Raw genomic sequence first — 12,923 nt, forward strand, 5'->3', positions numbered from 1 at the left:
CAGGGATATCAACGTGCGCCAGTACAGCCGTATTTTACTGGCCTCTCTCCTGCTGATCAGTGCCAAGGCCTCGGCCGACGATAAGTCGGCCGAGGCCTTGTTGCAGCAGATGCAGAGTGCCGTGCAGCAACAGAACTTCGAATTGTCCATGGTCAAGGCCCGTCAGGGACGTCTTGAACCGATCCGCATCAGCCATGCCGTGATCGATGGCAAGGAGGTAGCCCATCTCAGCTATCTCGATGGCAAGGCGATCGAGTATCTCCAGCGTCAGAACGAGTACACCTTCTTTGAAAACAGCCATGATCCCTACACCCTGAAGGATGCCCGCTTTCCCGGTATCTGGTCGACCCTGGTGAAGATGCCGTTGGCACAGGTGCTGGAGAGTTATGATCCTGTGCTTGCTGGCCGTAGCCGGGTGGCCGGCGAGGTCGCTCAAGTCGTCAGGTTGGTTCCCAAGGAAGCTGACAAATATGGCTTTGTGCTCTGGATTGACGAACGTAGTCACCTGTTGCTGCGAGTCGACATGGTGGAGCGGGAGGGCAATCTGGTGGAGCAGATGCTGGGGGTGGATCTGCAATTGCAACAAAAACCGTCCCCATGGCTGGTAAAGCTGGCCAACAGCAAGCAGCCCTCGGCGCTGGCGCTGGAGGATGCCTATCCTGCACCGCAACAGCAGTTGAACTGGCAGATCACCTGGTTGCCCGATGGCTTCAAGGTGCTGTCGCAAGACCGGCACCAGCTGGTGACCACCAGTGTACCGGTGGATTACATGATGCTCTCCGATGGCCTGGTGGATCTCTCGGTCTACGTCTCTCGGGTCGATCCCAAGCAGGCGGTGCGCCAGCAGCTGATCCGCCAGGGGGCGACCTCGCTGGTGAGCTACGTCAACGAGGTGGGGGTCGAGATCACCGTGGTTGGGGAAGTGCCTGCCGAGACAGCCAAACGCATCGCCGAGTCGGTGCAGCCGCTGGCTCGCAACGAAGCGGTGCAGTGAGTCCATGTTCTGGGTTCACAGTAGTGTGCGGCTTGCCGTTGGCTGTGAGTCGTGTTCAGATCCTGCCATTGCATGAGCACGAGGTGTTGCCGTGAATGAGATGAGTGAAGAGCTGGCGACCGTGGTGGCCATTGAGGGTGACCATGCCTGGGTGGAGTGCGAGCGTCGCTCCGCCTGCAGTGGTTGTCAGCAGCAATCCAACTGCGGTACCGGCACCGTGGCCAAGGCGTTTCCCCTGAAAGCTCCACGCTTGCGAGTCAGGCTGACCGCCGAGGTGCGGGTTGGCCAGCAAGTGAGGCTCGGTATCCCGCAAGAGAGTCTGCTGCGCGGGGCTGCGCTGGTCTATGTGCTGCCGCTTTTCTGTCTGTTGGCCGGCGCCTTGCTGGGGCAGCTCTGCCTAGCGCCGCTGCTCTCGGGGGGGGAGGGGATTACCATTCTCTGCTGCCTGCTGGGGGGCGTGCTGGGCTTTTTACTGGTTCGTTACTTTTCCAACCGCCTGGATCAGGGGCGCTACGGCCCGCAGATGCTCGGCGTCGTGGTCCCTGTCCGCATCCTCCCCTGACTGAACAGGCGCTATTTCACTGGCGCTGGCGACTAAAGAATGGCCGTCAGCCGGGTTATCCAGTAAAATCGCGCCTCCATAACTGACCTTAACTAATTTTGAGTGACTCTTGCTCGATGAAACACATTCGTAACTTTTCGATTATTGCGCACATCGACCACGGTAAATCGACCCTGTCGGACCGTCTGATCCAGACTTGCGGTGGCTTGTCCGACCGCGAGATGCAGGCTCAGGTGCTTGACTCCATGGATCTGGAGCGCGAGCGCGGCATTACCATCAAAGCACAGAGTGTGACCCTGAACTACCAGGCACAAGACGGTAACACCTACCAGCTGAACTTTATCGACACCCCGGGCCACGTGGATTTCTCCTACGAGGTCTCCCGCTCTTTGGCGGCCTGTGAAGGGGCGCTGCTGGTGGTGGATGCCGGCCAGGGGGTTGAGGCACAGACTCTGGCCAACTGCTACACCGCCATGGAAATGGATCTGGAAGTGGTGCCGGTGCTGAACAAGATTGACCTGCCGGCCGCAGAACCCGAGCGAGTTGCCGAGGAGATCGAAGACATCGTCGGTATCGATGCGGTCGATGCGGTGCGCTGCTCCGCCAAGACTGGTCTGGGTGTTGATCTGGTGCTGGAAGAGATCGTCGCCAAGATCCCGGCGCCGGAAGGTGACCCGGATGCCCCGCTGCAGGCGCTGATCATCGACTCCTGGTTCGACTCCTATCTGGGTGTTGTCTCTTTGGTGCGGATCAAGAACGGTTCCCTGAAGAAGAACGACAAGATCAAGGTGATGAGCACCGGTCAGGTGTGGGGTGTCGATCGTATCGGTATCTTCACGCCCAAGCAGGTGGATACCCAGGGTCTGGGCTGTGGCGAGGTAGGTTGGGTTGTCTGCGGTATCAAGGACATCCACGGCGCGCCGGTGGGCGATACCCTGACTCAGGCCAAGAACGGTGCTGACAAGGCGCTGGCTGGCTTCAAGAAGGTGAAGCCGCAGGTTTATGCGGGTCTGTTCCCCATCTCCAGCGATGACTACGAGTCGTTCCGTGACGCCCTCGACAAGCTCTCCCTGAACGATGCCTCCCTGTTCTTCGAACCGGAGAGCTCCACGGCGCTGGGCTTCGGCTTCCGTTGCGGCTTCCTCGGCATGCTGCACATGGAGATCATTCAGGAGCGTCTGGAGCGTGAATACGATCTGGATCTGATCACCACGGCGCCGACCGTAGTGTACGAGATCGAGCTGACCGACGGCTCCACCATCCATATCGACAGCCCGGCCCAGATGCCCGCCATCACCAGCATCAAGGAGATGCGCGAGCCGATCGCCGAGTGTCATATCCTGCTGCCGCAGGAGTACATGGGCAACGTGATCACCCTCTGTATCGAGAAGCGTGGCGTGCAGACCAACATGGTCTACCACGGCAAGCAGGTGGCACTGACCTATGAAATCCCGATGGCGGAAGTGGTGCTCGACTTCTTCGACCGTCTGAAATCCACCAGTCGTGGTTACGCCTCGCTGGATTACGGCTTCAAGCGTTTCGAAACCTCCGACATGGTCCGTCTGGACATCATGATCAACGGTGAGCGGGTCGATGCCCTGGCCATCATCACCCACAAGGACAACGCCCAGTATCGCGGTCGTCAGGTGGTGGAGAAGATGCGTGAGCTGATCCCGCGCCAGATGTTCGATATCGCCATTCAGGCGGCTATCGGCAACCAGATCATCGCTCGCAGCACCGTCAAGGCTCTGCGTAAAGACGTAACCGCCAAGTGTTACGGTGGTGACGTGAGTCGTAAGAAGAAACTGCTGAACAAGCAGAAAGAAGGTAAGAAGCGGATGAAGTCCCTCGGCCGTGTCGACGTGCCGCAGGAAGCCTTCCTCGCGATTCTCCACGTCGGAAAGGATTAATAGATGGCAAGCACGTTTTCCCTGATCCTGGTGGTGGTCTGCGCGATCACCGGTGTTATCTGGTGTCTGGACAAGATGATTTGGTCCAAGCAGCGCGCCGCCAAGATTGCCGTGGCTCGTGCCCATGGCGGTGCCCACCTGGATGAGAAGACTCTGGCCAAGGTCGCCCCCGTGCCGGTCTGGATTGAGCAGACCGCCGGGGTCTTCCCGGTCATCACCTTTGTGCTGATCCTGCGTTCGTTCATTTTTGAACCGTTCCAGATCCCGTCAGGTTCCATGATGCCCACCCTGCTGGTGGGCGACTTCATCCTGGTGGAAAAATTTGCCTATGGTCTGCGGGATCCGGTGACCAACACCAAGTTCCTCGAGACTGGCGAACCCAAACGCGGCGACGTGGTGGTGTTCAAGTATCCCCTTGAACCGCGCGTTGACTACATCAAGCGGGTGGTCGGCATGCCGGGTGATCGGGTCATCTATCGCAACAAGGAGCTGATGATCCGGCCCAAGTGCGAGGAGCAGGAAGGGAAAACGTGCCCGGGCTTCAAGAAGCTCGACGTCAAGTTTGAACAAAGAGGCGAATTTACCCAGATGGGGATCCCCCTTGACCGCTATACCGAGCAGTTGGGTGATGTCTCCCACGAGACCCTGCGCAATCCGCTGATGCCCGACATGGTTGGTCGTTACTATCGCCAGCCCGGCACCTACCCCGACGAGTGGGTGGTACCGGAAGGCCAGTATTTCGTGATGGGCGACAACCGCGACAACAGCACCGACAGCCGCTTCTGGGGCTTTGTGCCCGAGCAGAATCTGGTCGGCAAGGCGGTCGCTATCTGGATAAGTTTTGAATTCGAGCGCGAAGAAGGCTCCCTGCTGCCAAGTTGGGTACCGACAGGTGTGCGCTTCAACCGCATTGGCGGAATCAAGTAAATGAATATCAAGATGAACAGACTGCAGTCCCGTCTCGGGCATGTTTTTGCGGATCTGGAACTGTTGACCCGGGCGCTGACTCACCGCAGCGCCGGTTCCCGTCACAATGAGCGACTGGAATTTCTGGGTGACTCTATTTTGAGTCTGGTGATTGCCGACGATCTGTTCCACCGCTTCCCGCAAGCGGCGGAAGGGGATCTCAGCCGGATGCGCGCCACCCTGGTGCGCGAGAAGACCCTGGCCGAACTGGGCCGGGAGTTTGATCTCGGGGAGCACCTGATCCTCGGCCCCGGCGAACTCAAGAGCGGCGGTTTTCGCCGCGAATCCATTCTGGCCGACACGGTCGAGGCGGTGATCGGTGCCGTCTATCTGGATACCAATCTTGAGACGGTGCGGACACTGTTGCTGAGCTGGTATGCCAGCCGCCTGGAAGAGATCAAGCCGGGCATCGAGCAGAAAGATCCCAAGACCCGTCTGCAAGAAATTTTGCAGGGAAGCCGCAAATCCCTGCCGACCTACACTGTGACCAACGTCAAGGGCGAGGCACACAACCAGGAGTTCACCGTCCAGTGTGACGTGGAAGGTCTGGATGGTCCCCTCGTCGGGGTCGGCACCAGCCGTCGCAAGGCCGAACAGGCCGCTGCGCAGCAAGCATTGGAAAAACTGTCATGACAGATACCACCTACTGCGGCTTTGTCGCCATCGTGGGCCGCCCGAATGTGGGCAAGTCCACCCTGCTCAACAAGCTGCTTGGCCAGAAGGTCAGCATTACCTCGAAGAAGCCCCAGACCACCCGTCACCGTATTTTGGGGATCGACACCGAGGATAACTACCAGACCATCTATGTAGATACCCCGGGTCTGCACATTGAAGAGAAACGGGCCATCAACCGCCTGATGAACCGTGCCGCCACCAGTTCGCTGGGTGATGTGGCCATGGTGGTGTTCATGGTCGACGGTACCCACTGGACCAAAGACGACGAGATGGTGCTGGGCAAGCTGCGCAATCTCAAGTGCCCTGTGGTGCTGGCGGTCAACAAGATTGACAACGTCAAAGAGAAAGAAGATCTGCTGCCCCACCTCGAGTGGCTGGGCCAACAGATGAACTTCGCCCATATTCTGCCCATCAGTGCCGAAAAGGGCACCAACGTGGAGAAGATCCGCGAGTGGGCCAAGGATCTGCTGCCGGAAAACGTCCACTTCTTCCCGGAAGATTACGTGACCGACCGCTCCTCCCGCTTTATGGCCTCCGAAATCATCCGCGAGAAGCTGATGCGCTTTACCGGTGAGGAGCTGCCCTACTCGGTGACGGTGGAGATCGAGCGCTTCAAGGTGGAAGAGAATGGCCTCTATCACATCCACGGCCTGATCCTGGTCGAGCGCGATGGCCAGAAGAAGATGGTCATCGGCAACAAGGGCGAGAAGATCAAGACCATCGGCACCGAAGCGCGCCTCGATATGGAGCGTCTGTTCCAGAACAAGGTGCACCTCGAGCTGTGGGTCAAGGTCAAGTCGGGCTGGGCTGATGATGAGCGCGCCCTGCGTAGCCTCGGGTATGGCGACGACTGATTGCTGACCCCGGCTTTCGTCATCCATAGTCGGCCCTATCGGGAGACCAGCCAGCTGGTCGAGGTCTTCACCCAGGATAGTGGCCGATTTACCCTGGTGGCTCGCGGTTCTCGCGGGCCACGCTCCCCTCTCAAGGGGCTGTTGCAGCCCTTTACCCTGCTCACCATCGCCTGGCGCGGCAAGGGGGATCTCAAGAATCTCACCCAGGTCGAATGCCCGGATCACTCCCTGCGACTCGGCGGTGATCGCCTCTTCTACGGCCTCTATCTCAACGAGCTGGTTTACTACCTGCTGGAAGCGCACACCCCGTTCCCCGAAGTATTCGACGCCTATGCCCGTGCCATCATGGCGCTGGCCGACGGCGAGACGCCGGAGCTGCCGCTGCGTCGCTTCGAGTTCCTGCTGTTGCAGGCGCTCGGCTATGCGGTGGATTTCGAATACACGGCGGACGACGAGTCGCCCATCGAGCCGACCTTGCTCTATGGCTTCGAGCGTGAATTGGGCTTTGTTGCTTGCGAGCGGGCGCCGGATCCCCGTACCCTGTTTCTCGGTGCCCACCTGCTCGCCTTTGCCGAGGGACGTTTCGATTCCCCTCCCTTGCTGCAGGCGGCCAAACGTTTCAGCCGACTGGCACTGCAACCCTATCTGGGCAAACGTCAGCTAAAGAGCCGGGAGCTGTTTTTAAAACGCAAAGCCAGTATGCAAGGCTGACACAGATTACAGACATACGGATATTGGCGCGGTGTGATTCGCTGACCGCGCAGTCAACAGATGAAGCCTTTCAAGGAGTTCTCAATGAGTGAAATCTATCTGGGTGTGAACATCGACCATATCGCGACTCTGCGCAACGCCCGTGGCACCCAGTATCCGGATCCGGTACAGGCCGCTTTTGTGGCAGAACAGGCAGGGGCCGATGGCATTACCGTGCATCTGCGTGAAGATCGCCGCCACATCACCGATCGCGATGTGGAGATCCTGCGCCAGACTATCCAGACCAGAATGAACTTGGAGATGGCGGTGACCGAAGAGATGATCGGCATCGCCTGCCGTATCAAGCCCCACTTCGTCTGTCTGGTGCCGGAGAAGCGCACCGAAGTGACCACCGAGGGCGGTCTGGACGTGGCCGGTCAGCTGGACAAGGTGACTGACGCAGTTGCCCGCCTCTCCGCGGTGGGGGCTCAGGTATCCCTCTTTATCGACGCCGACCCAATCCAGATCGATGCAGCTGCTGAGAGTGGCGCCCCCTTTATCGAGATCCACACCGGCCGCTATGCCGATGCCACCACAGATGCCGAGCGCAACGCCGAGTTCAAGCGCATCGCCGCCGGCGCCTCCTATGCCGCTGGCAAGGGGCTCAAGGTCAATGCCGGCCACGGTCTGCACTACCACAACGTCAAGGCCATTGCCGCCATCCCCGAGCTCTATGAGCTCAATATCGGCCACGCCATCATCGGCCGCGCCGCCTTCGACGGTCTGGCCAAGGCGGTGAGCGATATGCGCCTGCTGATGCAGGAAGCCCGTCAGGGGATCTAATGCTTCGGGCACTGGCAACGCACAGTGGCCATATGAAACAAAAGGGACGCCATGGCGTCCCTTTTGTTGTTTCTGCCGATGGGAATATCGACAGCCGTCAGGCCTGCTGCTGTGTCCATTTTCCCAGACGCTGCAGCGCCTCACCAAGCAGCTGGCGGGAGGTGCCTATGTTGATCCGCACATACTCTTCGCCATCGCTGACGTAGTGGGAGCCATCTTCGATGATGACACCAGCTTCGACTGCCCATCTGTGGGTCACCTCACTTGCGCTCATTCCGCTCCCTTTGGTATTGACCCAGACCAGATAGGAGGCATCCATCGGCATGACTTGGAAGTCGGGCAGATTCTCCCTGAAGTAGCGCGCCAGCAGGGCGTAGTTCTCTCTCAGATAGAGATTCAATTCGGCCAGCCATGCATCGCACTCGTTATAGGCGGTGATAATTCCCCAGAGCCCGAACACATTGGGAGAGGTGATGGAGTTCTGCTCAAGGCGCGCTCTGAAGCGGTTTCTTATCTGCGGATTTGGAATGATGCTGTAGGAGGTTTTCAATCCGCCCAGATTGAATGCCTTGTTGGGCGAGCTCATCAGCATCATGTTGTTGCAGTAACGCTCCTCCAGTGCCAGAAAGGAGACGAACTCGCCATGGATGATGTGCTCTGCATGCACTTCATCGACCATCATCAACACCTGATGGCGCAGGCAGATGTCGGCAACGGCTTCCAGCTCGGCCTGACTCCAGATCCTGCCCGACGGGTTATGGGGCGAGCAGAGAAAATAGATTTTGGGCTTGTGGCTAATGATCTGCTCCTCCAGCTTCGCCAGATCGATCCGGTATCGTCCTTTGTTCAGGGCTAACGGGTTGGCGACAACCTTGACCCCCTGCCTTTCGGCCGCCTTGGCAAAGGGATCATAGACAGGGGTGTTCATGATGATGCTGTCACCCGGCTGGCAGAATGCCTGCACCGTGTAGTGCAGGGTGGAGACGGTACCATAGGAGAGGGTGATCCACTCCCGTTCCACCGCGACCTTGTGGTGGCGGGCCTGGAAGTTGATGACCGCCTCGTAGAAATCATCGATGCAGTGGGTGTAGCTGAAGGTGCCCCAGCTGATGATTTCGCTGAACTTGCGAGCCACAGCCGGCGGCGATTTGAAATCCATATCGGCAATCCACATGGGAATGCTGTCGGCGGGAACGGGGCCAAAGCGGCTCTCGATCACTTTCATATCCCACTTGCGGCATTTGTCGCTGATGCGATCTGCCAACTCGTCGAAACGGGAGAGTTGCAAGTCGGCAGAGGGGGTTGGGAGGCGCAGGGCCTCCCGATCTTTACAGGAGAGCATCGAGATTATCCTTCACGGTTTGAACCTGAGCGCCAATGATGACCTGCACGCTGTGCTCGTCGATCTTGACGACGGAGAGGGCGCCAGCCTGTTTCAGGATCTTCTCCTGCAACTTGCCCATATCGTGTACCACCAGTCTCAGCCGGGTGACGCAGTTGTCCAGGCTGACGATATTCTCCTTGCCACCGAGGGCACTCAGGATCACGGCCGGGTCGTGTTTCGCAATCTGGATATCATCGACCTCATCCCTGCCGGGGGTCTTGATGTCATATTTCTTGATGTACCAGTAGAAGACGGTGAAATAGATGGCAGACCAGATAAGGCCAATGGGAATTATCAGATACCACTTGGTTTGCCAGCCCTGCATGATGCCGAAAATAAGCAGGTCGAGTGCACTGCCATCGGTATTGCCGATGGTGACGCCACACATGGCCACCACAAAGAGCGCGGCGCCGGTCATAAAGACATGGAACAGATAGAGTACCGGCGCGACAAACAGGAACAGGAATTCGATGGGCTCGGAAATACCGGTCACGATAGAGACCAGTACCCCGGAGATAATCAGGCTCTTGATTCTGGTTCGATTGCCGGGCGTGGCTGCCATATACATGGCCAACGCTGCAGCAGGCAGACCGAATATAAAGGTCGGCATAAACCCTTGCGACAGGAAGGCGGTTGCTGCCGGGCTGATGGGTTCACCCGCTTTCAACTGGGCGAAGAAGATATTGAGCGCGCCGGAAATGGTTTCGCCATTGACCAGCTCGGTACCGCCTGCCGGGGTAAAGCGCACCATGGCCAGCATGATGTGGTGCAAACCGAGCGGTTTGAGCAGGTTGATGGCCACGCCGTAGAGGAAGGCACCAAAAGAGCCGGCAGAGATGATCATGTTGCCGACCGCAGTAATACCGAGCGCCACATAGTGCCAGAAGAGCGGCATGGCGAGACCTATCAGTGACATGATCAGCACGGTGATAATGGGCACGGAACGCAGGCCGCTGAAGAACGAGAAGGCGTCGTGCAGTTTGAGGTTATAGAAACGGCGATGGATGAAGTAGGTCACGATCCCCGACACTATGCCACCCAGCACCCCCATGGAGAGGGTCTGAACCCCCATCACCATGGCTTGCCCCGCCAGTTTGATATTTTCCGGCGAAGCCAGTTGATTGGTACTGGCAAGATAGAAATTGATCCCGATATTCATCGCCATATAGCCGACGAAACCGGAATAGGCCGCGACACCCTTGTTCTTTTCGGTCAATCCCATCGGAATACCGATGGCAAACATGATGGGCAGATAGGTAAAGCCGAAGCTGCCTACGGTTGCCACCAGATTGAAGACGAGCTGGGTATATTCCCCACCAAGAAAAGGAAAATTATCTATGGTGGAGGGGCTGGTAATGGATGATCCCACCCCCAGCAGTAATCCCATGAATGCCATCAGAGAGACGGGAAACATAAATGTTTTTCCCAAACTCTGGGCAAATTCCCATACCTTATTTCGCAAGGATGCGCGAGCCATCATTATTATCTCCCAGACCTGTTACCGTCATTTTATTGTTATCAAATCTTGTTATTGCTCATGCACATACGGATTTTCGCCTCGACGACTTCCTCCATGGCGGCCATGGCGGGCACCAGATACTGGCGCGGGTCGCTGGCATCCGGATGAGAGCCAAGGAAGGCTTTCATCGCATCGGCGAAGGCGATCTTCAGCTCGGTCGCTACGTTGACCTTACAAATTCCGAGTTCGATACAACGGCGCACATCGGCTTCCGGTACGCCGGAGGCGCCGTGCAGTACCAGCGGAATATCCACCTGCTCGCGAATGGCGGCGAGGCGGGCAAAGTCCAAACGGGGTTCTTCCTTGTAGAGGCCGTGGGCGGTGCCGATGGCCACCGCCAACGAGTCGATACCGGTGCGACGGACAAACTCGGCCGCCTTGAGCGGGTCGGTAAATTTGGCATGGGCGGCATCGACGATAAGGTCATCCTCCTGACCGCCCAGCTGGCCCAGCTCCGCTTCGACGCTGGCCCCCATGCGGTGGCAGAAGGTGACCACGCTGCGCACTTTCTCGATGTTCTCTTCAAACGGAAAGTGCGAGGCATCGATCATGGCCGAGCGAATGCCCGCTTCGACCTTGTTGTGGATGTCCTGCTCGTCTTCGTGGTGATCCAGATGCAGCACCAGCGGGATGCGGTACTCATGGGCGGCGGCCTGACAGATGGAGACCAGATACTCGACCCCGGCATGGCGATAGGTACCCGGGGTGCCAGCCAAAATCACCGGAGATCGCATGCGAGCGGCGGTGCGAGCCACTACCTGCACGGTTTCCAGGTTGTGGATGTTGAAAGCCGGTACGGCGTAGCCGCGGCGCTGGGCATCTTTGAGCATTTCATGGGAAGAGATCAGATACATAGTGACTCCTGAGCGTCCTGATTGACGCGAGATCCTGAGAAAAGGGGGTCAAAGTGGGCGGGATCAATTTCCCGGCCAGCCACCCAGATATGTTGTTGATTGAGTTCAGTGGTGAGGGCGAGCAGGTTGGCCTGTTTGCCAACTGCCAGTGAACCGAGGCGATCGGCAATGCCGAGCATCTTTGCTGGTGCCAGCGAGGACATTGCGATGGCTTCATCGAGCGGCACATCCGCCAGCTGTACCATGTTGCGTACGGCGCCAAGCAGGGTGAGGGTGCTGCCCGCCAGACCGCCGGTGTCGGTGCGTACCACGCCGTTTTTCATCTCGACCCGATAGTTGCCAAGCAGATAGTGACCGTCGGGCATACCGGCGGCGCGCATCGCATCGGTGACCAAGAGCAGGCGCTGGCCGGCGCAGCAGTGACAGAGCTTGAGCACGCTCGGGTGGAGATGATGGCCATCGGCGATCAGCTCAAGCCAGGCTGAGGGCTGCACCAGCCCCGCACCGACCATGCCGGGTTCGCGGTGGTGCAGGCCGCGCATGCCGTTGAAGCAGTGCACCAGCCCGGAGGCACCTGCCGCCAGCGCCGCCATGGTGGTGTCGTGATCCGCCGCCGAGTGGCCCAGCATCACCCGCACACCGTTTGCGACAAGATGGTGAATGGCCGCGATGGCATTGGGCTTTTCCGGTGCCAGCGCGACCACCTTCAGGGTGCCGCGCGCCAGCTGTTGCAGGTGGGTCAGCTCGGCAATATTCAGCTCCCGAAACAGTGCCTGATCGTGGGCGCCCTTGTTGTCCGGCGTGAAGTAGGGCCCTTCCAGATAGCAGCCGAGCAGCTCGGCGCCCGGCATGCCGCGGGCAACGCTATCGGCAATGCGGGCAAGGGCTTGCTCTATCTCGGGAAGCGGGGCTGTGACCGTGGTGGCAAGAAAAGCGCCGACCCCTTCTGCCGCCTTGGCCATCGACAAGGTAGCCAAGGCATTGCCATCGCTATCCATGACATCGACACCGGCACCGCCGTGGACATGACCGTCGATCAGCGCAGGCACCAGCAGCTCGACATCCCGTGCCGGATCGCCATCCGTGATGGGAGCGATGGCGGTGATGATGCCCCCTTCATGGGTCAGCTCCTGATGTTCCAGCCAACCCTGTTCGGTCAGCAGGCGACGGGCACGGATCCGTGAGGCCATCAGATGCCCTCCTCGACGAGAGCGGCATCTGCCTGACACTCTTTGCTCATCTCATCCGCCAGCGAGGTGAGCCCCCGGTGGCCACAATCAAGGGCCTGCCGGCGGAATTCACGGGCGCTGAGGCCATCGCGCTCCAGCGCCATCTCCAGCAGCAGTTGCAGGTTGGTACCGGTAATAACCTCCCGCTCTGGCTGGTGCAGTGAGAGGGTTGAGGCGACCCGAAACGGGGTGCCGCCGAGCAGGTCGGTCAGGAAGACCACGCCATCCCCCTTGTCGACCTCTGCCAGCGCCGCTTCGCACTGTGCCTGCAGCAGGGCGGTGGTGGAGCTCTCGGGAAAGTCGATGGCGATAACCGCGTCCTGCTCGCCGAGGATCTGCAGCATGGCGCGCTCCAGACCGCTGGCGAAACCGCCATGACCACAAATGATGATGCCCAACATAGTCTGTTCCTTTACTGCAAAGGGGGCCGGCTTACTGCCGGC

General features: G+C 58.9%; 13 protein-coding genes. 8 read left to right on the forward strand and 5 right to left on the reverse strand.

Features of this window, described 5'->3' with window-relative positions:
* The first annotated feature begins 13 nt into the window (after window positions 1-13).
* The 8 genes from I6L35_RS10465 (at window position 14) to pdxJ (ending at window position 7,494) form a co-directional block, all read left to right on the forward strand.
* Window positions 14-994, forward strand: a complete 981-nt coding sequence (locus I6L35_RS10465) for a MucB/RseB C-terminal domain-containing protein (RefSeq protein ID WP_216980206.1) — start codon at window positions 14-16, stop codon at window positions 992-994.
* A 100-nt stretch (window positions 995-1,094) separates the two neighbouring features.
* A complete protein-coding gene (locus I6L35_RS10470; protein WP_216980271.1) occupies window positions 1,095-1,556 on the forward strand; it encodes a SoxR reducing system RseC family protein in 462 nt (153 codons plus the stop codon).
* Between the two features lie 116 nt (window positions 1,557-1,672).
* Window positions 1,673-3,466, forward strand: a complete 1,794-nt coding sequence (gene lepA / locus I6L35_RS10475; RefSeq protein ID WP_005335396.1) for a translation elongation factor 4 — start codon at window positions 1,673-1,675, stop codon at window positions 3,464-3,466.
* Window positions 3,467-3,469: 3 nt separating this feature from the next.
* The gene (gene lepB / locus I6L35_RS10480; RefSeq protein WP_005335395.1) at window positions 3,470-4,393 is read left to right on the forward strand and encodes a signal peptidase I; all 924 of its coding nucleotides are present in this window, start codon (window positions 3,470-3,472) and stop codon (window positions 4,391-4,393) included.
* Complete coding sequence (gene rnc, locus I6L35_RS10485; RefSeq protein WP_216980207.1) at window positions 4,394-5,065, forward strand: ribonuclease III; 672 nt, start codon at window positions 4,394-4,396, stop codon at window positions 5,063-5,065.
* Window positions 5,062-5,961, forward strand: a complete 900-nt coding sequence (era, locus tag I6L35_RS10490; protein WP_005335393.1) for a GTPase Era — start codon at window positions 5,062-5,064, stop codon at window positions 5,959-5,961. Before rnc ends, era begins: the two co-directional genes overlap by 4 nt.
* The gene (gene recO, locus I6L35_RS10495) at window positions 5,962-6,672 is read left to right on the forward strand and encodes a DNA repair protein RecO (RefSeq protein WP_058056975.1); all 711 of its coding nucleotides are present in this window, start codon (window positions 5,962-5,964) and stop codon (window positions 6,670-6,672) included. It begins immediately after the preceding gene.
* An 84-nt stretch (window positions 6,673-6,756) separates the two neighbouring features.
* Window positions 6,757-7,494, forward strand: coding sequence for a pyridoxine 5'-phosphate synthase (gene pdxJ / locus I6L35_RS10500; protein WP_005335389.1), 738 nt, complete (start codon window positions 6,757-6,759; stop codon window positions 7,492-7,494).
* Between the two features lie 97 nt (window positions 7,495-7,591).
* On the opposite strand, the gene I6L35_RS10505 is transcribed toward pdxJ, so the two are convergent.
* From I6L35_RS10505 to agaF, 5 genes are all read right to left on the reverse strand, one after another.
* Window positions 7,592-8,836 (reverse strand): MalY/PatB family protein, encoded by a 1,245-nt coding sequence (locus tag I6L35_RS10505; protein WP_216980208.1) that lies wholly within the window; start codon window positions 8,834-8,836, stop codon window positions 7,592-7,594.
* Window positions 8,823-10,292 (reverse strand): maltose/glucose-specific PTS transporter subunit IIBC, encoded by a 1,470-nt coding sequence (gene malX, locus I6L35_RS10510; protein WP_254204559.1) that lies wholly within the window; start codon window positions 10,290-10,292, stop codon window positions 8,823-8,825. The genes I6L35_RS10505 and malX overlap by 14 nt, the downstream gene beginning before the upstream one ends.
* 104 nt (window positions 10,293-10,396) lie before the next feature.
* On the reverse strand, window positions 10,397-11,251 hold the full coding sequence (locus I6L35_RS10515; protein ID WP_041210622.1) for a tagatose bisphosphate family class II aldolase: 855 nt from the start codon (window positions 11,249-11,251) through the stop codon (window positions 10,397-10,399).
* Window positions 11,242-12,441, reverse strand: a complete 1,200-nt coding sequence (gene nagA, locus I6L35_RS10520; RefSeq protein ID WP_216980209.1) for an N-acetylglucosamine-6-phosphate deacetylase — start codon at window positions 12,439-12,441, stop codon at window positions 11,242-11,244. Before nagA ends, I6L35_RS10515 begins: the two co-directional genes overlap by 10 nt.
* The gene (gene agaF, locus I6L35_RS10525; protein WP_204382156.1) at window positions 12,441-12,881 is read right to left on the reverse strand and encodes a PTS galactosamine/N-acetylgalactosamine transporter subunit IIA; all 441 of its coding nucleotides are present in this window, start codon (window positions 12,879-12,881) and stop codon (window positions 12,441-12,443) included. Before agaF ends, nagA begins: the two co-directional genes overlap by 1 nt.
* Window positions 12,882-12,923 lie beyond the last annotated feature (42 nt).

Source organism: Aeromonas sp. FDAARGOS 1405, assembly GCF_019048265.1.
In the GTDB taxonomy this organism is placed as follows: Bacteria; Pseudomonadota; Gammaproteobacteria; order Enterobacterales; family Aeromonadaceae; genus Aeromonas; species Aeromonas veronii_A.

Coding starts and splice junctions, on each gene's coding strand:
- I6L35_RS10470 (WP_216980271.1), top strand. CDS start 1,095: ATGAGTGAAGAGCTGGCGACCGTGGTGGCCATTGAGGGTGACCATGCC.
- malX (WP_254204559.1), bottom strand. CDS start 10,292: ATGTTTCCCGTCTCTCTGATGGCATTCATGGGATTACTGCTGGGGGTG.
- pdxJ (WP_005335389.1), top strand. CDS start 6,757: ATGAGTGAAATCTATCTGGGTGTGAACATCGACCATATCGCGACTCTG.
- lepB (WP_005335395.1), top strand. CDS start 3,470: ATGGCAAGCACGTTTTCCCTGATCCTGGTGGTGGTCTGCGCGATCACC.
- nagA (WP_216980209.1), bottom strand. CDS start 12,441: ATGGCCTCACGGATCCGTGCCCGTCGCCTGCTGACCGAACAGGGTTGG.
- I6L35_RS10505 (WP_216980208.1), bottom strand. CDS start 8,836: ATGCTCTCCTGTAAAGATCGGGAGGCCCTGCGCCTCCCAACCCCCTCT.
- I6L35_RS10515 (WP_041210622.1), bottom strand. CDS start 11,251: ATGTATCTGATCTCTTCCCATGAAATGCTCAAAGATGCCCAGCGCCGC.
- era (WP_005335393.1), top strand. CDS start 5,062: ATGACAGATACCACCTACTGCGGCTTTGTCGCCATCGTGGGCCGCCCG.
- lepA (WP_005335396.1), top strand. CDS start 1,673: ATGAAACACATTCGTAACTTTTCGATTATTGCGCACATCGACCACGGT.
- rnc (WP_216980207.1), top strand. CDS start 4,394: ATGAATATCAAGATGAACAGACTGCAGTCCCGTCTCGGGCATGTTTTT.
- agaF (WP_204382156.1), bottom strand. CDS start 12,881: ATGTTGGGCATCATCATTTGTGGTCATGGCGGTTTCGCCAGCGGTCTG.